Source organism: Klebsiella sp. M041, assembly GCF_059759695.1.
Genome location: NZ_JCAXWU010000002.1, coordinates 255,715 through 277,867, shown reverse-complemented (window position 1 = coordinate 277,867; position 22,153 = coordinate 255,715). Strand labels below are relative to the sequence as shown.

The 22,153-nt window shown below is 60.9% G+C and carries 24 protein-coding genes; 11 read left to right on the top strand and 13 right to left on the bottom strand.

Annotated features, from left to right (window positions below; all coding sequences use genetic code 11):
- From eefC to eefA, 3 genes are read right to left on the bottom strand one after another with little or no spacing between them, the layout of a single operon-like run.
- Entirely contained in the window at window positions 1-1,365 is a 1,365-nt protein-coding gene (gene eefC, locus AC6CWS_RS03345) for a multidrug efflux RND transporter outer membrane subunit EefC (protein WP_032454402.1), read from the bottom strand.
- Window positions 1,366-1,368: 3 nt separating this feature from the next.
- A complete protein-coding gene (gene eefB / locus AC6CWS_RS03340) occupies window positions 1,369-4,476 on the bottom strand; it encodes a multidrug efflux RND transporter permease subunit EefB (RefSeq protein WP_101994775.1) in 3,108 nt (1,035 codons plus the stop codon).
- Window positions 4,476-5,600, bottom strand: coding sequence for a multidrug efflux RND transporter periplasmic adaptor subunit EefA (gene eefA, locus AC6CWS_RS03335; RefSeq protein ID WP_032454398.1), 1,125 nt, complete (start codon window positions 5,598-5,600; stop codon window positions 4,476-4,478). Before eefA ends, eefB begins: the two co-directional genes overlap by 1 nt.
- Window positions 5,601-5,806: 206 nt before the next feature.
- Between eefA and AC6CWS_RS03330 the strand changes: the two genes are divergently transcribed.
- Complete coding sequence (locus AC6CWS_RS03330) at window positions 5,807-5,929, top strand: hypothetical protein (protein WP_032454401.1); 123 nt, start codon at window positions 5,807-5,809, stop codon at window positions 5,927-5,929.
- Here AC6CWS_RS03330 and AC6CWS_RS03325 read toward each other — a convergent pair.
- Window positions 5,889-6,005: a hypothetical protein gene (locus AC6CWS_RS03325; RefSeq protein ID WP_065882911.1), complete on the bottom strand. Its 117-nt coding sequence runs from the start codon at window positions 6,003-6,005 to the stop codon at window positions 5,889-5,891. The two genes, AC6CWS_RS03330 and AC6CWS_RS03325, sit on opposite strands and share 41 nt — an antisense overlap.
- On the opposite strand from AC6CWS_RS03325, the gene AC6CWS_RS03320 reads away from it, so the two are divergent.
- Entirely contained in the window at window positions 5,980-6,396 is a 417-nt protein-coding gene (locus tag AC6CWS_RS03320) for a GNAT family N-acetyltransferase (protein ID WP_004205120.1), read from the top strand. The genes AC6CWS_RS03325 and AC6CWS_RS03320 overlap by 26 nt on opposite strands.
- Window positions 6,397-7,026: 630 nt before the next feature.
- Here the strand turns inward: AC6CWS_RS03320 and AC6CWS_RS03315 are convergent.
- Window positions 7,027-7,674 carry a TetR/AcrR family transcriptional regulator gene (locus AC6CWS_RS03315; RefSeq protein ID WP_023291407.1) on the bottom strand — a complete coding sequence of 216 codons (648 nt, stop codon included), beginning with the start codon at window positions 7,672-7,674 and terminating at the stop codon, window positions 7,027-7,029.
- An 80-nt stretch (window positions 7,675-7,754) separates the two neighbouring features.
- On the opposite strand from AC6CWS_RS03315, the gene AC6CWS_RS03310 reads away from it, so the two are divergent.
- A complete protein-coding gene (locus tag AC6CWS_RS03310) occupies window positions 7,755-9,248 on the top strand; it encodes an MDR family MFS transporter (protein WP_032454395.1) in 1,494 nt (497 codons plus the stop codon).
- On the opposite strand, the gene AC6CWS_RS03305 is transcribed toward AC6CWS_RS03310, so the two are convergent.
- Window positions 9,245-10,159, bottom strand: a complete 915-nt coding sequence (locus AC6CWS_RS03305) for a LysR substrate-binding domain-containing protein (RefSeq protein WP_023291405.1) — start codon at window positions 10,157-10,159, stop codon at window positions 9,245-9,247. The two genes, AC6CWS_RS03310 and AC6CWS_RS03305, sit on opposite strands and share 4 nt — an antisense overlap.
- Window positions 10,160-10,254: 95 nt before the next feature.
- On the opposite strand from AC6CWS_RS03305, the gene AC6CWS_RS03300 reads away from it, so the two are divergent.
- Window positions 10,255-10,887 (top strand): pyridoxamine 5'-phosphate oxidase family protein, encoded by a 633-nt coding sequence (locus AC6CWS_RS03300; RefSeq protein WP_048298581.1) that lies wholly within the window; start codon window positions 10,255-10,257, stop codon window positions 10,885-10,887.
- The gene (locus AC6CWS_RS03295) at window positions 10,884-11,354 is read left to right on the top strand and encodes a nuclear transport factor 2 family protein (protein WP_023291403.1); all 471 of its coding nucleotides are present in this window, start codon (window positions 10,884-10,886) and stop codon (window positions 11,352-11,354) included. Before AC6CWS_RS03300 ends, AC6CWS_RS03295 begins: the two co-directional genes overlap by 4 nt.
- Window positions 11,355-11,374: 20 nt before the next feature.
- Here AC6CWS_RS03295 and AC6CWS_RS03290 read toward each other — a convergent pair whose 3' ends face one another.
- Window positions 11,375-11,911 (bottom strand): carboxymuconolactone decarboxylase family protein, encoded by a 537-nt coding sequence (locus tag AC6CWS_RS03290; RefSeq protein WP_032433699.1) that lies wholly within the window; start codon window positions 11,909-11,911, stop codon window positions 11,375-11,377.
- Between the two features lie 118 nt (window positions 11,912-12,029).
- On the opposite strand from AC6CWS_RS03290, the gene AC6CWS_RS03285 reads away from it, so the two are divergent.
- The 3 genes from AC6CWS_RS03285 to AC6CWS_RS03275 all read left to right on the top strand — a co-directional run bounded on the left by AC6CWS_RS03285 (window position 12,030) and on the right by AC6CWS_RS03275 (window position 14,751).
- The gene (locus AC6CWS_RS03285) at window positions 12,030-12,935 is read left to right on the top strand and encodes an AraC family transcriptional regulator (RefSeq protein WP_023291401.1); all 906 of its coding nucleotides are present in this window, start codon (window positions 12,030-12,032) and stop codon (window positions 12,933-12,935) included.
- Between the two features lie 127 nt (window positions 12,936-13,062).
- Window positions 13,063-13,872, top strand: coding sequence for a lipoprotein NlpA (nlpA, locus tag AC6CWS_RS03280; RefSeq protein WP_023291400.1), 810 nt, complete (start codon window positions 13,063-13,065; stop codon window positions 13,870-13,872).
- A gap of 24 nt (window positions 13,873-13,896) precedes the next feature.
- Window positions 13,897-14,751 (top strand): DMT family transporter, encoded by an 855-nt coding sequence (locus AC6CWS_RS03275; RefSeq protein WP_023291399.1) that lies wholly within the window; start codon window positions 13,897-13,899, stop codon window positions 14,749-14,751.
- Here AC6CWS_RS03275 and AC6CWS_RS03270 read toward each other — a convergent pair.
- Window positions 14,741-15,301 (bottom strand): NUDIX hydrolase, encoded by a 561-nt coding sequence (locus AC6CWS_RS03270; RefSeq protein ID WP_023291398.1) that lies wholly within the window; start codon window positions 15,299-15,301, stop codon window positions 14,741-14,743. The two genes, AC6CWS_RS03275 and AC6CWS_RS03270, sit on opposite strands and share 11 nt — an antisense overlap.
- Window positions 15,302-15,469: 168 nt before the next feature.
- On the opposite strand from AC6CWS_RS03270, the gene AC6CWS_RS03265 reads away from it, so the two are divergent.
- Both AC6CWS_RS03265 and AC6CWS_RS03260 read left to right on the top strand, forming a co-directional pair.
- Window positions 15,470-16,249, top strand: coding sequence for an MBL fold metallo-hydrolase (locus tag AC6CWS_RS03265; protein ID WP_023291397.1), 780 nt, complete (start codon window positions 15,470-15,472; stop codon window positions 16,247-16,249).
- A gap of 21 nt (window positions 16,250-16,270) precedes the next feature.
- Window positions 16,271-17,224 carry a GlxA family transcriptional regulator gene (locus tag AC6CWS_RS03260; RefSeq protein WP_023291396.1) on the top strand — a complete coding sequence of 318 codons (954 nt, stop codon included), beginning with the start codon at window positions 16,271-16,273 and terminating at the stop codon, window positions 17,222-17,224.
- Here AC6CWS_RS03260 and AC6CWS_RS03255 read toward each other — a convergent pair.
- On the bottom strand, window positions 17,221-18,270 hold the full coding sequence (locus AC6CWS_RS03255; protein WP_044525064.1) for an NAD(P)-dependent alcohol dehydrogenase: 1,050 nt from the start codon (window positions 18,268-18,270) through the stop codon (window positions 17,221-17,223). The two genes, AC6CWS_RS03260 and AC6CWS_RS03255, sit on opposite strands and share 4 nt — an antisense overlap.
- 362 nt (window positions 18,271-18,632) lie before the next feature.
- Between AC6CWS_RS03255 and AC6CWS_RS03250 the strand changes: the two genes are divergently transcribed.
- On the top strand, window positions 18,633-19,331 hold the full coding sequence (locus AC6CWS_RS03250; protein ID WP_048335600.1) for a winged helix-turn-helix transcriptional regulator: 699 nt from the start codon (window positions 18,633-18,635) through the stop codon (window positions 19,329-19,331).
- A 49-nt stretch (window positions 19,332-19,380) separates the two neighbouring features.
- Here AC6CWS_RS03250 and AC6CWS_RS03245 read toward each other — a convergent pair whose 3' ends face one another.
- The 4 genes from AC6CWS_RS03245 to AC6CWS_RS03230 all read right to left on the bottom strand — a co-directional run bounded on the left by AC6CWS_RS03245 (window position 19,381) and on the right by AC6CWS_RS03230 (window position 22,017).
- Window positions 19,381-19,671 carry a putative quinol monooxygenase gene (locus AC6CWS_RS03245; RefSeq protein ID WP_048335598.1) on the bottom strand — a complete coding sequence of 97 codons (291 nt, stop codon included), beginning with the start codon at window positions 19,669-19,671 and terminating at the stop codon, window positions 19,381-19,383.
- Window position 19,672: 1 nt separating this feature from the next.
- On the bottom strand, window positions 19,673-20,680 hold the full coding sequence (locus AC6CWS_RS03240; protein WP_023291392.1) for a zinc-binding alcohol dehydrogenase family protein: 1,008 nt from the start codon (window positions 20,678-20,680) through the stop codon (window positions 19,673-19,675).
- Window positions 20,681-20,792: 112 nt separating this feature from the next.
- The gene (locus AC6CWS_RS03235; protein ID WP_032454383.1) at window positions 20,793-21,260 is read right to left on the bottom strand and encodes a DUF3237 domain-containing protein; all 468 of its coding nucleotides are present in this window, start codon (window positions 21,258-21,260) and stop codon (window positions 20,793-20,795) included.
- 469 nt (window positions 21,261-21,729) lie between these two features.
- Window positions 21,730-22,017 (bottom strand): hypothetical protein, encoded by a 288-nt coding sequence (locus AC6CWS_RS03230; RefSeq protein WP_048981054.1) that lies wholly within the window; start codon window positions 22,015-22,017, stop codon window positions 21,730-21,732.
- Between the last annotated feature and the right edge of the window lie 136 nt (window positions 22,018-22,153).

The window sequence follows — 22,153 nt, the reverse complement described above, 5'->3', positions numbered from 1 at the left end:
TTAACTGGCGCCGCCGCCCAGCGACTGCCAGAGGGTGATCCGGTTATTGAGGTCGGTTTGCTGCAGGGACAGCAGCGTCGTCTTCGCCGACCACAGCGTGCGCTGGGCGGTGAGCACCGACAGATAATCGCCGACCCCAGCCTGATAGCTCTTCATGGCGATATCCAGCGAGGTCTGCTCGGCGGCGACATACTGTTGCTGGGCATCGAGCTCTTCATTTAGCGTTTCCCGGCGCGCCAGCGCATCGGCAACGTCCTTAAAGGCGCTCTGAATCGATTTCTCGTAGGTGGCGATCAGCCCCTTCTTCTCCGCTTCCGCATAGCGCAACTGCGCCAGGTTGCTGCCGCCGGTGAACAGCGGCAGGCTGATGGAGGGGGCGAACGACCACACCTGCATCCCGTGGCTGAACAGCGACGACAGCGAGTCGCTGCCGACGCCGGCGCTGGCGGTCAGGGAAATCGACGGGAAGAAGTTCGCCCGCGCCGCGCCGATATCGGCATTGGCGCTCTTCAGATTATGCTCCGCTTCCTGAATATCCGGCCGGCGCAGCAGCACCGACGATGACACCCCCGCCGGCACCAGGGCGATGCAGTTATCCCCGAGACTGTCGAGGGTGCCGGGCAGCAGGCTCTCCGGCACGGTTTCCCCCGCCAGCAGGTTAATAGCGTTTTTATCCTGCGCCACCAGCGTGCGGTAGCTGGCGACGCTGGCGCGCGCCTGCTGATAGACGCTTTCCGCCGAGCTTAAATCGCCGGCGGAGGCGGTGCCCACCGCCATCTGACGGGCGACGATGTTGCGCGAGTTTGCTGCGCTGTCCATGGTCTGCTGCGCCAGCGCCAGATTGCTGTTATCCGTCGCCAGCGTCACCCAGGCGGTGGTCAAATCGGCAATCATCGTCAGCCGGGTATTCTGCGCGGTGAATTCGCTGGCAAGCCAGGTTTCGCGCGCCGCGCGCGACAGGCTCTGGTTCTTGCCAAACAGATCCAGCTCGAAGCTGGAGACCGCGCCGTCGGCCTGCGAAGCGGAGCTCAGGCCGCTGGCCACCGTTTTGCTGCGCGTATGGCTCAGCTCGGCATCGACGGTGGGAAACAGCGACGCCCGCGTCTCGCCGTACTGGGCGCGCGCGGCCTCGATATCGGCCAGCGCCTTTTGCACATCGCGGTTGCTGTTCAGCGCGATACTGACCACTTTTTTCAGCCGCGCGTCATTGACCACTTTCTGCCAGTCGCCGACCACCGCCGTCGATTCGCCGTGCGCCCCGGGCAGGGTAGCCGGCACCGGCGCGGCCGGGCGATCATAATGCGGGTCAAGCGAGACGCAGCCCGCGGTCAGGAGCGCTATAAACATAAAACTCAAACGAAACATACCTTACTCCTGAGAAGGACGTTGGCGGGTGAAGAAGCGTTTCACCAGCACGAAGAACAGCGGTACGAAGAACACCGCCAGCAGGGTGGCCGTCAGGGTGCCGCCGATGATGCCGGTGCCGATCGCCACGCGGCTGTTGGCCCCGGCGCCGGTGGCGATGGCCAGCGGCAGCACCCCGGCGATAAACGCCAGCGAGGTCATGACAATTGGGCGCAGACGGGTCTGCGCGGCGCGGATCGCCGCCCGGGAGAGCGAATAACCCTCATCCACTGCGGATTCAGCGAACTCCACGATCAGGATGGCGTTCTTCGACGACAGGCCGATGGTGGTCAGCAGCGCCACCTGGAAGTAGACGTCGTTGCTTAAGCCGCGCAGCGTCGCCGCCAGCGCCGCGCCGAGCAGGCCGAGCGGGATGACCATGATCACCGAGAACGGCACCGACCAGCTCTCATACAGCGCCGCCAGGCACAGGAACACCACCAGAATCGAGATGGCGTACAGGCTCATCGCCTGGCCGCTGGCCAGCTTTTCCTGCAGCGAAATGCCGCTCCACGCCCAGGTGGAGCCCGCCGGCAGGCTGTCGGCCAGCTTTTCCATCTTGTCCATCGCCGCGCCGGAGCTGAAGCCGGCGGCGTTTTCGCCCTGGATCTCAAAGGCGGCGGAGCCGTTGTAGCGCACCAGGCTTTCCGGACCGTATTGCCAGTGGGTGGTGGCGAAGGCGGAGAAGGGCGTCATGCTGTTATCGCTGCCGCGAACGAACCATTTGCCGAGGTCGGAGGGCACGGCGCGCGCGTCGCTCTCGCCCTGGATGTACACCTTCTTCACCCGGCCGCGGTCGATAAAGTCATTCACGTAGGTACCGCCCCAGGCGCTGGAGAGGGTATCGGTCACGTCGCTCAGCGACAGCCCCAGCGAGACCGCTTTGTTGTTATCGATATCCACCTGCAGCTGCGGCATCTGCGGCAGGTCGTTGGCGCGCACCGACTGCAGCTCGCCGCTCTGGTTGGCCGCCGCCAGCAGCTGACTGCGCAGCTTCATCAGGCTGTCGCGGTCGGTACCGCCGCTGGCCATCAGCTCGAAGGTGAAGCCGTTGCTCTGTCCGAGACCGTCCACCGACGGCGGGGTCATGGCGAACAGGGTGGCGTCGCGGATCGTCCCCAGCTCTTTATTGGCGCGCAGGGCGATGGCCTGGGCGGTATTGTCGTCGCCTTTGCGCTGCGACCAGTTGTTCAGCGACACGAAGGCCATCCCGGCGTTCTGACCGCTGCCGCTAAAGCTGAAGCCGTCGACGGTGAAAATGACGTTGGTATTGGCTTTCTCTTTGGTCAGGAACCAGTCGGTGACCTGGCGACGCACCTCGGCGGTACGCACCGCGGTGGCCCCGGCGGGCAGGGTGTACTGGACCATGATCTCCCCCTGGTCCTCCACCGGCAGAAAGCTGCCCGGCAGTTTCCACATCGCCAGCGCCATCGCCCCGCAAATCAGGACGTAAGCGCCCATCATCACCGCGCCACGGCGCAGGCCGCCGAGCACGCGGCGCTGGTAGCCCACTTCCGTGCGCCCCCACAGGCGGTTAAACGCGCCGAAGAACCCTTTGGTATGAGGCCTGGAGTGGCTGAGCAGCGCGCCGCACAGCGCCGGGGTGAGGGTCAGGGCCACCACCACCGACAGCATCATCGCCGAGATAATGGTCACCGAGAACTGGCGATAAATGACCCCGGTCGAGCCGCCGAAGAAGGCCATCGGCAGAAAGACCGCCGACAGCACCAGGGCGATCGCCACCAGCGCGCCGGAGATTTCGCCCATCGATTTTTCGGTGGCTTCCCGGGCGGGCAGCCCTTCGTCGCGCATAATGCGCTCAACGTTCTCCACCACCACGATGGCGTCGTCCACCAGCAGGCCGATCGCCAGCACCATGGCGAACAGCGTCAGGGTGTTAATCGAGTAGCCGAACAGCGCCAGCACGCCGAAGGTGCCAAGCAGTACCACCGGCACCGCCACCGCCGGGATCAGCGTGGCGCGGAAGTTCTGCAGGAACAGATACATCACGCAGACCACGAGGATAATCGCTTCGAAAAGGGTCTGAATCACGTCTTCGACCGAGATTTTGATGAACTCGGTGCTGTCCTTTGGATAGGCGATATCGTAGCCCTGCGGCATCTGACGATGGAATTCGGCGATTTTGCTTTTTACCAGGGTCGCGGTGTCCAGCGCGTTGGCGCCGGGGGCCATCATCACCGCGATCCCGGCGGCCGGGTGGCCGTTGAGATTGGCGGTAGCGGTGTAATCCTCGCTGCCCATCTCCACCCGCGCGACATCGCTCAGGCGCACCACCGAGCCGTCGGCCTGGCTTTTCACGATGATCGCTTTGAACTGGTCAGGGGTTTGCAGCCGCGACTGCGCGCGCACGGTGGCGGTCAGCTGCTGGGCGCTGGACGATGGCAGGGCGCCGATTTTACCGGCGGAGACCTGCACGTTCTGGGCCTCAATCGCCGACTGGACGTCGGAAGGCATCAGCGAGTAGGAGGCGAGTTTAGTCGGGTCCATCCAGACGCGCATCGCGTATTCGGCGCCGAACACCTGCAGGCTACCGACGCCCTCTACGCGCGCCAGCGGGTCCTGCAGGTTGCTGACCAGCCAGTCGGAGATATCGGAGCTGGTGGCGCGGTCGGTTTTGTCATACACCGCGAGGATCAGCAGGAAGCTGCTCTGCGATTTTTCCACCGTCACGCCGGACTGCTGGACTTCGCTCGGCAGCCGCGATTCCGCCTGCTGGACTTTGTTCTGCACCTGCACCTGGGCGGTGTCCGGGTCGGTCCCCTGCTCAAAGGTGACGGTGATGCTGACCGAACCGTCGGAGCTGCTGGTGGAGCTGAAGTAGAGCAGATGGTCGAGGCCGGTAAGCTGCTGCTCGATCACCTGGGTGACGCTGTTCTCCAGGGTTTCGGCAGAGGCGCCGGTGTAGGTGGCGGAGATTTTCACCGCCGGCGGGGCGACGTCCGGGTACTGGCCCACCGGCAGAGTGCGGATCGCCAGCACGCCGGCGAGCATAATCAGAATGGCGATCACCCAGGCAAAGACCGGGCGACGCACGAAGAAACGGGAGAACATCAGGCGTTGCCTCCGTTATTGTTGACGGCAACGGCCTTCACCGTCTGGCCTGGGGCCACTTTACCCGTGCCTTCGACGATCAGCTTGTCGCCCGCTTTCAGGCCGCTCAGCACCAGCCATTTATCGCCGTAGGTGTCGCCGGTTTCCACGGCGCGCTGCGCAACTTTGTTGTCGGCATCGACCACCAGCGCCGTGGCGTCGCCTTTGGCATCGCGGGTAATCCCCTGCTGCGGGGCGAGGATCGCGTCGTTCATGATGCCTTCATCGATGCGCGCGCGGACAAACATCCCCGGCAGCAGGACGTGCTGCGGGTTGGGGAAGATGGCGCGCAGGGTTACCGAGCCGGTGGATTCATCGACGGCGACTTCGGTGAGCGCCAGACGCCCTTTTTCGCTGTAGGTGCTGCCATCTTCAAGGATTAACGTCACGCTGAGGGTATCGCTGTTGCTGGCCAGGCTTTGTTTGCGTAAACGCAGGAGATCGACGCTGGATCGCGTCAGATCGACATACATGGTGTCGAGCCCGCGGATCGTCGCCAGCGCGGTATCCTGATCGGCGGAGACCAGCGCCCCCGGCGTGACCGACGAGATGCCGATGCGCCCGGCAATCGGCGCGGTGACGGTGGTCCAGTTCAGGTTGATGCGCGCGCTCTCCAGCGCCGCTTTCTTCGATGCCACGCTGGCCTTGTCCTGGGCGCAGGTGGAGGCGGCGTCGTCGGCATCCTGGCGGGAGACGCCGTTATCCCGGACCAGCGACGCGTAGCGCTGAGCCTTCTGGCAATCGGAGACCACCAGCGCCTGGGCCTGTTTCAGCGCCGCCGCCGCTTCATTCCAGGTCGCGCGATAGCTGGAGGGATCGATCTGGTAAAGGGCCTGCCCGGCCTTCACCATATCGCCTTCGGTAAACAGGCGCTTCTGGATGATGCCGCCCACCTGCGGGCGTACTTCGGCGCTGAGCGAGGCGGTGGTGCGGCCGGTGAGCTGGCTGACTACCGGAACCGGCTGGCTTTGCAGAGTGACCACGCCCACTTCCGGCGTGGGTTGCTGCGGGGCAGATGTCTGCGCATTATCGCATCCGCTGAGGAGAAATAATGCTGTCGCGATGGGAGCTATGATGTATTTCATTATATTTTCTCAAGATATAAGACGTCCGCCCCGTTTATTTAAAAACGAGGGAATAGGTTGGGCGCTGAGGCATTTTCGGCTAAGCGAAAATGACAAAAAAGGAACACAGATGTTCCTGAACGTGATTGTTATTGTGTCTCCGCTGAAGCCAACCTCTTCGGCCTTCAGGAGGTGAAAAGCGCATCTCCTCTGGTTTTGTGGTGAGAATGATCATTCTCATTTTTTCCCATTATACGATCCGCCGCGATAATGGAAAGGTTTTTTTGCTTACTTTTAGAACGCAAAAAATTAAGGCAAATAATCATGGAGAAAATAAGAATTTTTTGTGAAAGTGGAGAGGAAAAATAACCTTTCGGCACAGCGATACTGGAGATAGTTAATGGCGTTAATTATTACAAAAAGCATTAATCCCGACGACCAACAAGAATTGTTTGCCGGTCTGCGGCACTATAATCAGCAGTATCTTGATGCGGCGCAGTTTGGCGATCTGGGCGTTTACTCCCGCGATGCGCAAGGGGTGATGCAGGGCGGGCTGATTGCCAAACGTAAGGGTAACTGGCTGTGCATTGAGTATCTGTGGGTCAGCGAAGCGACGCGCGGTCGCGGACTGGGGAGCGAGCTGATGCAGGAGGCGGAGCGGCAGGCGCAGGCGCTGGGCTGCAGCCATCTGCTGGTGGATACCTTTAGCTTCCAGGCGCTGCCGTTTTATCAGAAATTAGGCTATCAGCTGCAGATGTCGCTGCCCGACTTCCCGCATGCGGGGATGCAGCGTCACTATTTGTCGAAGGCGCTGTAACGGTCCTGATATCGCCGGGCGGTCAGGTACCGTACCTGTGATTGTGCCGGATGGCGGCATAAATGCCTTATCCGGCCTACACAGTTCTCCCGTCGTTTCGCCCCACCCAGGACCGGCAAGCGCAGCGCCGCCGGGCAGGATATCAGGCACGGCACCTGTATTCTTGCCGGGTGGCGGCTGCGCCTTACCCGGCCTACGGTTCGTGCTGTGCCCGCCATGATGCCGAGCGGCTACCCACTTGCGCGACTGAAACTGCCGGTGCTGGCGGCCTCAAAATCGCTGAGACGTTCCCGGAAGGCCGGGGCAGCCCGCATGGATGCGGGCTGAGGGCCGTGTTTTGCATGGATGCTGCCTCGGCCCGACCCGAAGCCTGCAGGGATAAGTCGAAGGTACCGCGTAGCGGCGATTTTGCTGGCCGGAGCCCGGGGGTACAGGGGGCGGCGGCGACTGGCCGCCCCCTGTGCGCTCCCTGCGCCATGCCAGGCATAACGCAGAAGAAATATCGGGAGCGCAATCTGCCCGGACATAACATAGAAGTTGTAGCCCTGCTAAGCGTAGCGCGAGCAGGGAAAATCCCGGATGGCGGCGCGTGGCGCCTTATCCGGGCTACAAAAGCGTCAAAACCACGCCTTAACCCCCGACGCCATGGCCCATTAACGCCAGCGCGTGGCTGACGATGGTCTGGCGGTCAACCGCCTGTAAACGCGGATCGCTGTGGATGCGCGAAAACGGCACCAGCACCAGGCTAATCACCGTGGTAAACAGCAGCTCCGGCGACAGCGCCGGGTTAATCTTGCCCTCCCGCTGCCAGCGGCGCACCGCCTCCAGCATCACCTGAAAACGCTCCTCGCCGAAGCGGGCGTCCATATGCTGACGCAGGATCGGCATCTCGCCGATGATCTCCTGCATCCACAGCGGCGCGAACCAGGCGTTTTTCTCCGCCATGTGCGCCAGCGTCTCGACCATCATCGTCAGCGCCAGCACCGGGTCCTGCGGATGGTCGACAAAGATGCGGCTGATGTGGTTGCGCAGCGGCATAAAGCGCTCTTCGATCAGCTGCGTCACCAGCGCATCCCGCGAACTGAAATAGTAATGCAGCATCGCCGGCGTCACCCCGGCCTCTTTGGCGATGGCGTTCAACGACACGCGGGCCGCGCCGTCGCGGGCAAACAGCGTCAGGGCGATGTCCATCAGCTGTTCGCGGTTGGCGGTACCCGGTTTTTTACCGCGCGGCCGCCCCGGGCGGCGGGGGGTATCCTGATCCTTTTGTGCTGTCATGATATGGCGATCTCTTGACCCGACTCATTCTTTCACTAAATATTAATTATGCATTTAATTAATATCAAGCGAGTGTTGTGATGACTTCTCAAGTCGCGAACCCACCGGTGCAGTCGATACGCCTGCTGTTTAGCGCCTTGCTGCTGGTGATGCTCCTCTCCGCGCTGGATCAGACCATTGTCTCCACCGCGCTGCCGACGATTGTCGGCGAACTGGGCGGGCTGGACAAGCTTTCCTGGGTGGTTACCGCCTATATCCTCAGCTCCACCATCGCGGTGCCGCTGTACGGTAAATTCGGCGATCTGTTCGGCCGCAAAATCGTGCTGCAGGTGGCGATTGGGCTGTTTCTTGTCGGCTCCGCCCTCTGCGGGCTGGCGCAGAACATGACCCAGCTGGTGCTGATGCGCGGCCTGCAGGGGCTCGGCGGCGGCGGCCTAATGGTCATCAGCATGGCGGCGGTGGCCGACGTCATCCCGCCCGCCAGTCGTGGCCGCTATCAGGGGCTGTTCGGCGGCGTTTTTGGCCTGGCGACGGTGATCGGCCCGCTGATCGGCGGCTTTTTGGTGCAGCACGCCTCCTGGCGCTGGATCTTCTACATCAACCTGCCGCTGGGCCTCTTCGCGCTGCTGGTGATCGGCGCGGTATTCCACAGCAGCAATAAACGCAGCCAGCATGAGATTGACTGGCTGGGGGCGATTTACCTCAGCATGGCGCTGCTGTGCATCATCCTGTTTACCTCGGAAGGGGGCAGCGTTCATGCGTGGAATGACCCGCAGCTGTGGTGCATTCTGGCCTTCGGCATCGTGGGGGTCATCGGTTTTATCTACGAAGAGCGAATGGCCGCCGAGCCGATTATTCCGCTGTCGCTGTTCCGCAACCGCAGCTTCCTGCTGTGCAGTCTGATCGGCTTCGTCATCGGCATGTCGCTGTTTGGATCAGTCACCTTCCTGCCGCTCTATCTGCAGGTGGTGAAGGAGGCGACCCCCACCGAGGCCGGACTGCAGCTGATCCCCCTGATGGGCGGCCTGCTGCTGACCTCGATTATCAGCGGGCGGATTATCAGCCGTACCGGTAAATATCGCCTGTTTCCGATCCTCGGTACCCTGCTTGGCGTGACCGGCATGGTGCTGCTGACCCGGATCACCATTCACTCACCGCTGTGGCAGCTGTACCTGTTTACCGGCGTGCTGGGGGCGGGTCTGGGGCTGGTGATGCAGGTGCTGGTCCTGGCGGTACAGAACGCGATGCCGGCGAAGCTTTACGGCGTCGCCACCTCCGGCGTGACCCTGTTCCGCTCGATCGGCGGCTCCATCGGCGTGGCGCTTTTTGGCGCGGTGTTCACGCACGTGCTGCAGAGCAACCTGCAAAAGCTGTTGCCGGAAGGCGCGGTACTGCCGCCGGGAATGAATCCGGTGGCGGTGCAGCACCTGCCCGCGGATATCCGCCTTGACTATCTCGACGCCTTCGGCGCGGCGATCCACGCGGCGTTCCTCATGGCGGCCTGCATTATGGCGGTGGCGTTTGTCCTCTCCTGGCTGTTAAAGGAGGCGCCGCTGAAGACCGCGACGCACTAAGCGGCCCCGGCGATGCGCAGCAGCGCCTGACGCAGCGCCGGCGCGGCAAAATCGATAAATTTTCGCAGCTTAAGCGGCGCCAGGTCCCGGGCGGTATACAGCAAATGGACCGGCGCCGGCTCCGGCTCGACGCGCTCCAGCAGCAGACGGAGCTCACCCTGTCGCAGGCCGTCCAGCGCCTGATAGTGCAGTAAGCGAGCTACGCCCACCCCCAGCCGCGCGGCATCGGCAGCGCTCTCCGGCGTGGTGACCGATAACGCCGGCGGCAGGTTAATCAACTGGTCCTCGCGCTCAGCGGCGCGAAAGCGCCAGCCGCGATAGGGCATCGGCGATTCAATGCGGATGATCGGCAGCGCCGCCAGATCGCGCGGCCGCTGCGGCTCGCCGTATTTCGCCAGCAGCGCCGGATGGGCGCAGGCCACGATGCGCATCCTGCCGAGGCGGGTGGCCACCATGCTGCTGTCCGCCAGGTCGCCTATCCGCACCGCCAGATCGATATGGTCGCCCACCAGGTCGGCGTTACGATCGCTGAGCAGCAAACGGACGTGAATCTGCGGGTAACGGGCGATGAATTCAGCGATCACCGGGAGAACGTGCTGGCGCCCAAACATTGTCGGCGCAGAGATCACCAGCTCGCCTTTCGGTTCCTGATACTCGCCCGTCGCCTGGCGTTCGGCGTTTTCCACCTCCTCAAGGATCCGCCGCGCGGCAGCGACATAATCGACCCCGGCGTCGGTGAGCGTCAGTTTGCGGGTGGTCCGCGCCAGCAGGCGCACCCCCAGCGCGTTCTCCAGCTCGCCGATATGGCGGCTGACGGTGGTCAACGGCATATTCAGCGCCCGCGCCGCCGCCGACATACTCCCCAGCTCGGTCACTTTCACCAGCAGCGCCATCGCGCTTAATCGATCCATTATTCTCCCGATTTTTGGAAAGATGATTGCCACGAAACCAGTATTATCATTTTTCGCAGTACAGTCCATGATGGCGCCAGACAACAGGAGGCGCTATGGCAGCAACCTTTCTCGATATCGCCATCACCCCGGACGTGATGGATGTGCAGCATGAAATGGGCAGCGACCAGCTGTGGCAAACGCCGCACAGCCGCCGCCAGGCCGACCGCTTCGGCGACAGCGAAGCGGGGATGATCGCCACCCGCGACAGCTTTTATCTGGCGACGGTGTCGCAGAGCGGCTGGCCCTACATTCAGCATCGCGGCGGCCCGCCGGGGTTTCTGCATCTGCTGGACGATACCACCCTGGCGATGGCGGATTTCGGCGGCAACCGTCAGTACATCACCACCGGCAACCTGCGCGGCAGCGACCGGGCCTGCCTGTTTTTGATGGATTATCCGCGCCGTGCCAGGCTGAAAATCTACGCCACCGTCGAGGTCGTGGCGGCAGAGAACCACCCGCCGCTGCTGGCGCAGGTGGCGCCGGCCAACTATCGCGCCCGCATCGAGCGCCTGTTTCTTTTTCATCTGCAGGCGTTTGACTGGAACTGCCCGCAGCACATTACGCCGCGCTACAGCGCGCAGCAGGTGGCGGAGTACAGCCAGAACCTGCAGCAACGTATTCATGACCTGGAGCAGGAGAATCAGCGCCTGCAGCAGCAATTAGCCCGCAGAGGAGAGTCAGCATGACCGAACAACGTCCCCCGTTACCGCCGTTTACCCGCGACAGCGCTATTCAGAAGGTCCGCGCCGCGGAAGATGGCTGGAACAGCCGCGATGCCGAAAAGGTCGCTCTGGCCTACACCATGGACAGCGAATGGCGCAACCGCAGCGAGTTTGTCCACGGCAGGGGGCAAATTGTCGAATTCCTGCAGCGAAAATGGCGTAAGGAGCAGCAATATCGGCTGATTAAGGAGCTGTGGGCATGGCAGGAAAATCGCATCGCCGTGCGTTTCGCCTATGAGTGGTGCGACGACAGCGGCAACTGGTTTCGCTCGTACGGCAATGAAAACTGGGAGTTTGATCAGCACGGGCTGATGCAGACGCGCTACGCCTGCATCAACGATCTGCCGATCGCCGAAAGCGAGCGCCTGTTCCACTGGCCCCAGGGGCGTCGCCCGGACGATCATCCGGGGCTCAGCGACCTGGGGCTGTAAAACCGGCGCTGCGCGACGGATTAATCGGCTTTCGGGAAGTCGACCACCGTGTCGTTAACCCGGTTCACCATATTGGTGAACAGGATCGCGCTGATGGCGCTGATAATCTCAATCACCTGCTGGTCGCTAAAACCGGCGTTGCGCAGCGCGGCGACGTCGGCTTCCGGCAGCGTGCCGGTGGTGGTCACCAGCGTCTGCGCAAATTTCACCAGCGCATCAAGCTGTGCCTCTTCCGCATACTCCCCGCGGCGCAGGGCGTGGATCTGTTCGCTGCTGAAGCCGGCTTTTTTCGCCATCAGCGTATGTGCGGCCAGGCAGTAGTCACAGCCGGTGGCTTCGCTGACCGACAGGTTAATGGCTTCCAGCTGTTGGGCGCTGAGGCTGCCTTTATGTAGCATCGCATTGTGCGCCAGCGCCTGCTGCAGCGCGGCCGGCGAGTGGCCGCCGATGGCCAGGTAGGCATTCGGCACTTTGCCCATTGCTTTTTTGATCCCGGCGAAAATATCGGCGGCTTTGCCGGTGGCGTCTTGTTCACGGATATCAGCTAAACGGCTCATGGTTAACTCCTGTTGTTTTCGAGGGTGTGTGTTGGCATTGGGGTCATCTTAGGCGGTTGCCGCATGCTAGACTGGCGGTCTTCGTCTCACCTTTTTGTCTTATCGTCTCAGGAGAAGCATGGACAGTCTCAGTCATCTGCTGGCGCTGCTGGCGCCGCGCTGCGAAGTGAACCTGCACTGTCGCTTCGGCGGCCGCTGGCAGGCCGGGCACCAGCAAATGCGCAGCGGCGTGGTGCCATGGCACGTGGTGCTGCGCGGCGAGGGGCGGCTCAACGTCGGCGGCCAGACCCATCACCTGCGCGCGGGAGATGTGGTCCTCCTGCCGCACGGTTCGCCGCACCTGATGGAGAGCCTGGTGGAGTGGGGCCAGGTGCTGCCGGTGGCGCATCGCTTTAACGGCACGGTGACGGAAATGCGCGCCGGCCCGGCGGAGGGAGCGCTGGAGATGCTGTGCGGCGAATTCTATTTTGGTCCGCACGTCAGCTGGCTGTTCACTGAGGCGTCGACGCTGATCCATCTCCATACCGATGCGCGCGAAGACTGCCCGGAGCTGCAGCCGTTGCTTAACATACTGGTCCGCGAAAGTCTGGCGCAGCGTCCCGGCGGCAGCGCTATCGTGCGCAGCCTCGGCGATACGCTGCTGGTGCTGCTGCTGCGCATGCTGCTTGGCGAGCAGCAGCCGCCAGGCGGGCTGCTGCGTCTGATGAGCGATGAGCGCCTGATGCCGGCGGTGCTGGCGGTGATGGCGACCCCGGAGCAGCCGTGGACGCTGGAAACCATGGCCGCCCGTGCCTTTCTGTCGCGGGCCACCTTTGCCCGCCATTTTGCCCGCGTTTATCACCTGACGCCGCAGGCGTGGCTGTCGCAGCTGCGAATGGCGCTGGCCGCCCGGCTGCTGCGCCTGGAGCGTCAGACCAACCTCGAGGTCATTGCCGAACGCTGCGGCTTTCAGTCGCTGGCGTCCTTCTCGAAGCGCTTCAAAATGCGCTATGGCGTGACGCCGGGCGAGTGGCGACGGGGCTAGCGCTTCGCGCCGGGCGAAGATGATTTTATTTCCGGTTGCGTGGTTTGCTGTTTATTACCCCACCCGAAAGTCGCTATAGTTTTGCACGAAAAAAACAACGACAGTCAGGACGGACAGGGTGAAGAGGATGAGATTACGTTTACGTGCCGCCGCCGCGGTAATGCTGGCGGGTCTGGCGCTGGTCGGCTGCGACCAAAAGGGTAATGAAGCGAAGCACATTAAGGTCGGCGTGATTAACGGCGCTGAACAGGATGTGGCGGAAGTGGCGAAGAAAGTGGCCAAAGAGAAGTATGGTCTGGAGGTTGAGCTGGTGGGGTTCAGCGGCTCGCTGTTGCCTAACGAATCGACCAACGCCGGGGATCTGGACGCCAACGTCTTCCAGCATCGGCCTTTCCTTGAGCAGGACAACAAAGCGCATAACTACCATCTGGTGGCGGTAGGCAATACCTTCGTCTTCCCGATGGCCGGCTATTCGCGCAAGATAAAGTCAGTCGCCGAACTGAAAGACGGCGCGACGATCGCTATCCCCAACGATCCGACCAACCTCGGGCGGGCGCTGCTGCTGCTGCAAAAAGAGAAGCTGATAACCCTCAAAGCCGGTACCGGCCTGCTGCCGACGGCGGTGGATATCACCGACAACCCGCATCATCTGAAAATTATGGAGCTGGAAGGGGCGCAACTGCCGCGCGTACTCGACGATCCTAAAGTCGACGTGGCCATCATCAGCACCACCTACCTGCAGCAAACCGGGCTGTCGCCGGTTCGCGATGGCATCTTTATCGAAGATAAAAACTCGCCCTACGTGAACATCATCGTGACCCGTGAAGACAATAAAGACGCGGAAAACGTGAAGGAGTTTATGCAGTCGTACCAGTCGCCGGAGGTGGCGAAGGCGGCAGAGACTATCTTCAACGGCGGCGCGGTGCCGGGCTGGTAAGCCAACTTACAGGGAGAGGCGCGTATGGTACGCCAACGGCAGGCCGATCTGCTGCTGATTGCCGCGACGGTGATTGCCGCCTGCGGCTGGATTTTTTCCCGCGAGGCGATCGCCGGCATGCCGGTATTCGCGTTCCTTGGGCTGCGCTTTTTCTTCGCCGCGCTGCTGCTGCTGCCGTTTTGCCGCGGGTTTCGCCCGCAAAAGCAGCACTGGCCAAAGCTCATCATCAGCGGGCTATGGTTTGCGCTCAACCTCTGCCTGTGGATCTACTCGGTCTCCACGACGGCGTCGCTCGGCGAAGGGGCGTTTATCATGAGCCTGTCGATGATGTTCGTCCCGCTGACCGCGTGGGTGATGATGAAGGTGCGTCCGCCGCGGGCCTGGTGGGAGTGCCTGCCGATCGCGGTGGTGGGCCTGGGCCTGCTCAGCCTGCACATGCCGATAGTCTTCCATCCCAGCCAGGGCTGGTTTTTGCTGACGGCGCTAGTGCAGTCCATCTGGTTCTGTTACACCAGCCGCTGCGCGCGTGAAGTCCCGCTGATCCCCCTGACCACCGTCCAGCTGGCGATCACGGGTATCGTTGGGTTGACCCTCTCCGCTGCCGTTGAACGCTGGGACCAGCCGATGACCCTGCCGACCTTCGGCTGGCTGGTGGCCAGCATTGTCATCGCCACCAGCCTGCGCTTCGGTCTGCAGATGAAGGGGCAGAAGTACGCGGCGGTGGCCAGCGCGGCGATCATTATGGTGCTCGAACCGCTGCTGACGGTCATTGCCGCCGCGCTGTGGTATGGCGAACAGCTGCCGCTGCAGAAGATTATCGGCGGCGTACTGATCCTGGTTGCCCAGCTGTGGTTCCGCTGGCGGATGCTTAAGCCGTAGCCTGCCCGGTGCGCGGTTGCGCCATCAATTGCAGCAGCGGCACCAGCGACAGCCCGTCCGGCATTTCGCCGCGGGCGATCAGCTGGTTTATCTCCTCAAAGGTAAACCAGCCGGTTTCCATCACTTCATCCTGATCCGCATCCATCCCCACCCAGCGTAAACCGGTGGCCAGCCAGGTGATAAACAGCTGGTCGCTGCTGCCGTAGGAGGGGTTGAAGCGCATGATCTCCTCGACGCGTTGCGCCTGCCAGCCGGTCTCTTCCCGCAGCTCGCGCAGCGCGGCCGCCGCCGGATCTTCCCCTTCGTCAACGCCGCCTGACGGAATGGCCCACACCACCTTGTCGATCAGGTAGCGGTAGTGGCGAATCAGCAGCACTTTGTCATCCTGGATAGCCACAATCCCCACCGCCGGGCGCGGATAGTGAATGGCGTAAAAGTCGCGGCGCTCGCCGGGGGCGATATCAATACCCACCTTGCGCATGCTGAACCACGGCGTCTCGGCGATGACCTGCGGGTCGTGCATATCGGCGGCGGTCAGTTTTTTCTTCATCCTGCCACTCCTGTCAAAAATGGAGCCTTCAGAACAACATAGCCGGAGGCGGATAGCAATCGCCGCAGGTTGGCCCGATTTCATCGATCCTTGCCCAAATGCCCCTATTGCGCCAGGCTGGTACTCAGTACGATGTTCGTCAAATCACCCCCCCTGAGGAACGCCAACATGAACATCACCCATATCCGTAACGCGACCCAGATTATTGAATACGCCGGGAAAAAGTTTCTGATCGATCCGATGCTGGCGGACAAGGGCGCCTGGCCGGGTTTTCCGGGCACCGCGCGCAGCGAGCTGCGCAACCCGCTGGTGGCGCTGCCTTTTTCCCGCGATAAAATCATCGACGTTGACGCGGTGATCGTCACCCATACCCATGACGATCACTGGGACGAGGCGGCGATCGCCGCGATCCCGAAAACCCTGCCGGTGTTCGTCCAGCACGAAGCCGACGGCGCGTTGCTGCGCAGCCAGGGTTTCCAGGATATCCGCCTGCTGACGGCAGACAGCGAATTTGCCGGCGTGCGCCTGCTGAAAACCACCTCCGGCCAGCACGGCAGCGATCGCACCTACGCGGTGCCGGCGATGGCCGAACGCCTGGGCGAGGCCTGCGGCGTGCTGTTTCGCCATCCGCAGGAGAAGACGCTGTGGCTGGTGGGGGATACCATCTGGCGTGATGAAATTGCAGCCGACCTGCTGAAGCTGCGCCCGGACGTGGTGGTCCTCAACGCCGGCTACGCCCACGTCATCGGCTTTGGCCCGATTATCATGGGCAAAGAGGATCTCCTGAACGTACACTTCACCCTGCCGGAAGCGAAAATCATGGCGATTCACCTGGAAGCGGTCAACCACTGCCTGGTGAGCCGGGAAGAGATGCGCCAGTATGCGCTGGATAATCAGATAGCCGAGGTAGTGTGTATCCCGCAGGATGGGGAAACTGTGGTTTATTAACGTGCGCAAGGGGAAGGAACGATGAAACTCACCGACGTGGCGATTGTTGCCGTAGAGGGCTTTAGCCCGTTTCATTACGCCGTTCCCTGCATGCTGTTTGGCGATTCGGTCTCTGAAAGCAAACGCTTTAACCTGCACATTTGCGCCGAGCGGCCGGGGCTGCTGCGCGCCCGCGACGGCTTTGCGCTGTACGCCAGCGGCGATTACGCCGTGCTGGAACAGGCGGATATCGTGGTGGTGCCTTACTGGGGCGAGGTTGACCGCCGCCCGCCGCAGGCGCTGCTTGATAGCCTGGTGCGGGCCCGGAATAACGGCGCGGAAATCGTCGGTCTGTGCCTCGGCGCGTTCGTCCTGGGCTACGCCGGGCTGCTGGACGGGAAACGCGCGGCGACCCACTGGGAGTTTGAGCAGGATTTTCAGCGCCGGTTTCCGCAGGTGCGGCTGGATATCAACGCCCTGTATGTCGACGACCAGCGGATCATTACTTCGGCGGGCACCGCGGCGGCGCTGGACTGTTGCCTCTACATCATCCGCCAGCGTTTCGGCAGCCTCGCGGCCAACCAGATCGCCCGGCGGCTGATTGTTTCACCGCACCGCGAGGGCGGCCAGGCGCAGTTCATCGCCCAGCCGGTGCCGAAAAACACCCGCGATGCGCGAATCAACTGCCTGCTGGATTATCTGCAGCAGCATATTGCCGAGCCGCATAATCTCGATTCGCTGGCCCGGGTGGTGGCGATGAGCCGCCGCAGCCTGACCCGCCACTTCGCCCGGGCGACCGGGATGAGCATTACCGACTGGCTGACCGCCGAACGCCTGCGCCGCAGCCAGAGCCTGCTTGAGGCGGGCGATCTGCCGGTTGAGCAGGTGGCGGAGGCGGTGGGTTATCTCTCTGCCGTCACCTGGCGTCAGCAGTTTAAAGCGCGCTTTGGCGTCAGTCCGACCGAATGGCGGCGCACCTTTCGCCGCGGCGCTTAGCCGGCGAGGGTCGCGCTGTCGATCACGAAGCGGTATTTCACATCGCCCTTGACCATTCTTTCCCAGGCTTCGTTGATCTCATCGCCGCGGATCAGTTCGATATCGGCGACGATGCCGTGTTCAGCGCAGAAGTCGAGCATCTCCTGAGTTTCCGCGATCCCGCCAATCATCGACCCGGCAATCGACCGGCGGCGGATGATCAGATTGAACACTTCCGGCGACGGATGCGGCGTGGCCGGAGCGCCCACCAGCGTCATGGTGCCATCGCGCTTCAGCAGCGTGGTGAAGGCATCGAGATTATGCGGCGCCGCCACGGTGTTGAGGATGAAATCGAAGCTTTTGACGTGGGCCGCCATTTCGTCTTCGTTACGCGACACCACCACCTCATCGGCGCCCAGCGCTCTGGCCGCATTACGCTTGGATTCGGAGGTGGTAAAGGCCACCACGTGAGCCCCCATGGCGTGGGCCAACTTGATTCCCATATGCCCAAGGCCGCCGATGCCGACCACGCCGACTTTTTTACCCGGCCCGGCGTGCCAGTGGCGCAGCGGCGAGTACGTCGTGATCCCGGCGCACAGCAGCGGCGCGACGGCGGCCAGCTGCGCTTCGGGATGGGTTATCCGCAGCACGTAGTGTTCTTTAACCACGATCTGCTGTGAATAGCCGCCCAGGGTGTGGCCCGGCGCGTCCTGGGTCGGTCCGTTGTAGGTCAGCACCATATGGTCGCAGTAGTTCTCCAGCCCCTCAGCGCACTCCTCGCACTGTTGACAGCTATCGACCATGCAGCCGACGCCCACCAGATCGCCGACGGCGTAGCGCGAGACAGCGTCGCCGACCGCGGTGACCCGGCCCACAATTTCATGCCCCGGCACGCAGGGATAGAGCGTTCCCGCCCATTCCGATCGCGCCTGGTGGAGATCGGAGTGGCAGACGCCGCAGTAGGCGATGGCGATCTGCACATCCTGCGGCCCCGGTTCACGGCGGGTGATGGCCATTGATTCCAGCGGCTGGCTGGCGGAGTAGGTACCTATAGCGTTGATCAGCATAGCGAAACCTCTTGATCGAATAGAGCGGGAGATGGATGCGGGTGGTCAGTGGCATCGATAAGGGTAGCCTGGACTGGGAGAGATGCGAGGGGGAAAGCGGCATCAGGCACGGCGTAAGCGAGCGAGTCGCCGGAGCCGCAATTTATAAGACAGGTTTATCATTTAAGCGGCTAAGCCGTATAAATATTTACGAAAATTATTGTTTTTTAGTGATGTAAAATCGAGGTAAACAGCTTATGCCGATAATAATGCTTACACTCTTTTTATTATGGAAACGACTTGGTTTTTATTCATGATTGCGCGTGTTGATACTATTACCGCTGAAAATCATGCCCTTCAACCTGACTTAATGACACAACACGATGTCGAAACCTGACGCCAACGGCCAGAATTCCCGGTCATTACCCTCTTTTTTTTATGGACGACGAACAAAACCGTTACCTGCGGTGGAATCCTTATTATCCGCGTTCCGGCCTGTCAGCACCCCTTTTGAACTGGCGCAGTCAAACTATTACCATTTTCCCTTGGCCCAAAGCGAATCCGGCTTCATTCTCCTCGAAGAAGGCGTGGCTTCAGTTTGCTTTGCGGAAAATCAACTGGTGATATCGACGGTCCTCGCCCCGGCTATATTGGGATTAATTGATAATTATGGCGTGTTTAACGGGCTCCCGGATAAACGCCACTGTTCTCTGTTTGCTGAGACGGATTTAAGCGGGCGCTGGATAGCGCATCAGGCCGCGGTCAATATCCTGAATGAGAAAAACCTGTGGCAGGAGATGGCCCATATCCTGACGCAGCGGTTGATGGTGTTGAGCATGCGCGAGCAGGAGCTGCTGGGGGTGGACTCTTACCAGATGGTGCGCATCCTGTTAATGGAGCTGGCGGTCTATTCGGAGACGTATCGTAGACAGATCAATGTATTAAGGTTTATCCAGCGGCGTACCAACCTGTCGCGTAGCCGCATTATGTCGATTCTGTCGGAGCTGCGCAAAGGCGGTTATATTATTATCCACCGCGGGGTGTTGATGACTATCGCCCAACCGCTTCCCGCCAATTTTTGAGCCTGGCAGGCGAAGGGCGTGATTTGTCGCCCCCCACCTGCTGGTCCGCTTAGGGCTCAATCGCCGTCAGGTAGTCCAGCCGCAGCGGCTCAGCCAGCAGACGCTCCATCTGCGTAATAAACGCCTGAAAATAGGGCATCTCTACATGCGCATCGAGGGCGTCTTGCCCACGCCACGCTTCGCGCATGTAGAAAGTGTCCGGCGCGTCACGCAGCTGGAACAGCGCGTAGTCGAGATTGCCCGGCTCCTGTCTCGTCGGCAGGAGCAGCTTCTGCAGGGCCTGGCGCAGCGCGTCCGTTTGGCCTGGTTTCGCCTTGAGCACGGCGAGCAGGGTTATCATCTTAAAATCCCTCCAGCACAATCTTGCCCACCGCGCGTCCGGTTTCCAGCTGGCGATGCGCTTTCTGCAGATTGTCGGCAGTGATGGCGCCGTAGTGTTCGCCGAGGGTGGTTTTAATCGTGTGGTTGTCGATCAGGGCCGCCACGCGGGTCAGCAGCTGATGCTGGGCGATCATGTCATCCGTCTCAAACATTGAGCGGGTGAACATAAATTCCCAGTGCAGGGAGAGGCTTTTGGCTTTCAGCGGCACCACGTCCAGGGTCTCCGGATCATCAATCAGCGCCAGCTTGCCCTGCGGGGCGAGGGCGTCAATCAGCGCGTTGAAGTGCTGGTCGGTGTTGGTCAGGCTGGCGACATGGGTCACCGCGTTGATGCCGATACGCGCCAGCTCGTCGGCGAGCGGCTTGCTGTGATCGATAACATGGTGCGCGCCCGCCTCGCGGACCCACCGTTGACTCTCCGGACGCGAAGCGGTGCCGATCACCGTCATGGCGGTCAGTTTGCTGGCCAGCTGGGTCAGGATCGAGCCCACGCCGCCCGCCGCGCCGACGATCAGCAGCGTGTCGCCCGCGTTACCGCCTTCCGCGACGCCGAGACGGTGAAACAGCAGCTCCCAGGCGGTGATCGCCGTCAGCGGCAGCGCGGCGGCGGAGGCATTATCGAGGGTGCGCGGTTTGTGCGCCACCAGGCGCTCATCCACCAGCTGATATTCACTGTTGCTACCGGCCCGGCCCAGGGCGCCGGCGTACCAGACCTCATCGCCTGGCGCGAACAGCGTCACTTCCTCGCCGACGGACTGCACCACGCCAACGGCGTCCCAGCCCAGCACCCGCGGCGTGTCGCCCCGGAAGCCGGCGCGCACTTTGGTGTCTACCGGATTGACCGAGACCGCCTTCACGGCAACCAGCAGGTCACGCCCGTGGGCGGAGGGGACCGGCAGGTCGATCTCGGTTAAAAAAGGGATATTGTCGCCGTCAGCGGCGGCTTGAGTAATGGCGATAGCTTTCATAACTGCTCCGGTCTGTGAATCGGGTGAATAAAGCGATGACGCGATAGTAGACCGGTGCCGGGAGGGGAAAAACGGGTTAACGGCAATAACAGTTATATGCAGAAAGTGAAAATCAGCCCACCTGATAGAAATCGAGCATCACCCCATCCTGAGTACGCCCGCCGGCGCAGATAAACAGCGAGGTGGTTAGCCAGCTGAGCGCGGGGGTATCCACCTCGAAGGTGGGGACAGTGCGAAAATAGATATCTTCCGGCGGAATAGTGCTAAAAAAGCGCATATCGTCGGCGAACAGTTGGTCATGATAGTGGGCCGGCACCCGGCGGATACCGTTGTTTTCCACGTACACCGTCCCTTCCTCCACCTGCAGGGCATAGCGGGCGGATAGCCTGCATGTGCCGTCGGGCCCGATAATCTGGCTATCGACGCCGCCGGGCAGCACGTGGCCGCGCAGTTGACCCGAGACGCTGCCGCCGAGAATCGGGATCAGCTGGCGCTTGCCGGTCTGCGGACTGCGGGAGACTATCACCGGTTTATCAACCTGGATGGTAATGGAAAAACAGTGTCTCAGTTCGGGGGTCATCATGGCTCTCCTGTTTCGGTTAGCAACGGCACGCGGCCTTTGCGCCAGTGTAACGGGTTTGCAGGAGACAAAATAACGCAGGGTTTGGATGAAAATGATTGGCTGAGATGATGGGTTTTGCGACTCAGTTTGGTTGGGCGTGGCTGTGGGCGAGCAGAGGCAAACTGGCGGAAGATCACAGGAGTAATATTATTGTTGTATCTTGTTGTTTTTGTTTGGATTTATAAATATAAAATTATTTTTTATACATATACTTATACGCATTTGCTTGACTGAAAAGCTATCTATAGATAAAGCACCAGTGACTGTTCTTATCAAAAAACTTTTTTTTAGAAAAACTGTTCACACTGTTCACTATGCATTTTTATCTTTATTATTCATATGGTTATGTGGTGAATAGTTGGTGAACAGTGAATACTTTACTGTTCACCTCTAAGGTTTGCCATCGAATGTAGAGAAGGAGCATATGTCAAATGCTAAAGAACTCAATTGCTTCTGTAATATTATTCATCATCTGCTTATTACCGCTTGTTACCGCCTGATGCAAAAGGCCAGAGAGCATAGCATTACGTGTTTCAGCTGGTATGACGCAGGGACTGAGTATTCCACGCGACTGTGGGTATCCATCCCAATGAACTCCAAGTTCTTTAGTGCCCCCGTTGTATTCGTGTTTATGGTCATAGTAACCATAAATTAATACCATTCCGTCGTCTTCATGGAATGGCTTAGAATTTTTCCAGTACGAAATCATTTTCATTTTTGTTTCCTTTAATATCAATGCGTTAAGTTAGGATTGCTGTACCCTGAAAGAGAGCAAGAGCTCGTTTATAATCAATTGCATGTTTTCCATGCGGTGTCGCCTTGATGAATATGCGCATTTCTTGCGGAGAAAA

What these genes read in the sequence shown, in the direction of transcription:
- eefC (WP_032454402.1), bottom strand. Translation starts at nt 1,365, where the DNA reads ATGTTTCGTTTGAGTTTTATGTTTATAGCGCTCCTGACCGCGGGCTGC.
- eefB (WP_101994775.1), bottom strand. Translation starts at nt 4,476, where the DNA reads ATGTTCTCCCGTTTCTTCGTGCGTCGCCCGGTCTTTGCCTGGGTGATC.
- eefA (WP_032454398.1), bottom strand. Translation starts at nt 5,600, where the DNA reads ATGAAATACATCATAGCTCCCATCGCGACAGCATTATTTCTCCTCAGC.
- AC6CWS_RS03330 (WP_032454401.1), top strand. Translation starts at nt 5,807, where the DNA reads ATGATCATTCTCATTTTTTCCCATTATACGATCCGCCGCGATAATGGA.
- AC6CWS_RS03320 (WP_004205120.1), top strand. Translation starts at nt 5,980, where the DNA reads ATGGCGTTAATTATTACAAAAAGCATTAATCCCGACGACCAACAAGAA.
- AC6CWS_RS03325 (WP_065882911.1), bottom strand. Translation starts at nt 6,005, where the DNA reads ATGCTTTTTGTAATAATTAACGCCATTAACTATCTCCAGTATCGCTGT.
- AC6CWS_RS03315 (WP_023291407.1), bottom strand. Translation starts at nt 7,674, where the DNA reads ATGACAGCACAAAAGGATCAGGATACCCCCCGCCGCCCGGGGCGGCCG.
- AC6CWS_RS03310 (WP_032454395.1), top strand. Translation starts at nt 7,755, where the DNA reads ATGACTTCTCAAGTCGCGAACCCACCGGTGCAGTCGATACGCCTGCTG.
- AC6CWS_RS03305 (WP_023291405.1), bottom strand. Translation starts at nt 10,159, where the DNA reads ATGGATCGATTAAGCGCGATGGCGCTGCTGGTGAAAGTGACCGAGCTG.
- AC6CWS_RS03300 (WP_048298581.1), top strand. Translation starts at nt 10,255, where the DNA reads ATGGCAGCAACCTTTCTCGATATCGCCATCACCCCGGACGTGATGGAT.
- AC6CWS_RS03295 (WP_023291403.1), top strand. Translation starts at nt 10,884, where the DNA reads ATGACCGAACAACGTCCCCCGTTACCGCCGTTTACCCGCGACAGCGCT.
- AC6CWS_RS03290 (WP_032433699.1), bottom strand. Translation starts at nt 11,911, where the DNA reads ATGAGCCGTTTAGCTGATATCCGTGAACAAGACGCCACCGGCAAAGCC.
- AC6CWS_RS03285 (WP_023291401.1), top strand. Translation starts at nt 12,030, where the DNA reads ATGGACAGTCTCAGTCATCTGCTGGCGCTGCTGGCGCCGCGCTGCGAA.
- nlpA (WP_023291400.1), top strand. Translation starts at nt 13,063, where the DNA reads ATGAGATTACGTTTACGTGCCGCCGCCGCGGTAATGCTGGCGGGTCTG.
- AC6CWS_RS03275 (WP_023291399.1), top strand. Translation starts at nt 13,897, where the DNA reads ATGGTACGCCAACGGCAGGCCGATCTGCTGCTGATTGCCGCGACGGTG.
- AC6CWS_RS03270 (WP_023291398.1), bottom strand. Translation starts at nt 15,301, where the DNA reads ATGAAGAAAAAACTGACCGCCGCCGATATGCACGACCCGCAGGTCATC.
- AC6CWS_RS03265 (WP_023291397.1), top strand. Translation starts at nt 15,470, where the DNA reads ATGAACATCACCCATATCCGTAACGCGACCCAGATTATTGAATACGCC.
- AC6CWS_RS03260 (WP_023291396.1), top strand. Translation starts at nt 16,271, where the DNA reads ATGAAACTCACCGACGTGGCGATTGTTGCCGTAGAGGGCTTTAGCCCG.
- AC6CWS_RS03255 (WP_044525064.1), bottom strand. Translation starts at nt 18,270, where the DNA reads ATGCTGATCAACGCTATAGGTACCTACTCCGCCAGCCAGCCGCTGGAA.
- AC6CWS_RS03250 (WP_048335600.1), top strand. Translation starts at nt 18,633, where the DNA reads ATGTCGAAACCTGACGCCAACGGCCAGAATTCCCGGTCATTACCCTCT.
- AC6CWS_RS03245 (WP_048335598.1), bottom strand. Translation starts at nt 19,671, where the DNA reads ATGATAACCCTGCTCGCCGTGCTCAAGGCGAAACCAGGCCAAACGGAC.
- AC6CWS_RS03240 (WP_023291392.1), bottom strand. Translation starts at nt 20,680, where the DNA reads ATGAAAGCTATCGCCATTACTCAAGCCGCCGCTGACGGCGACAATATC.
- AC6CWS_RS03235 (WP_032454383.1), bottom strand. Translation starts at nt 21,260, where the DNA reads ATGACCCCCGAACTGAGACACTGTTTTTCCATTACCATCCAGGTTGAT.
- AC6CWS_RS03230 (WP_048981054.1), bottom strand. Translation starts at nt 22,017, where the DNA reads ATGAAAATGATTTCGTACTGGAAAAATTCTAAGCCATTCCATGAAGAC.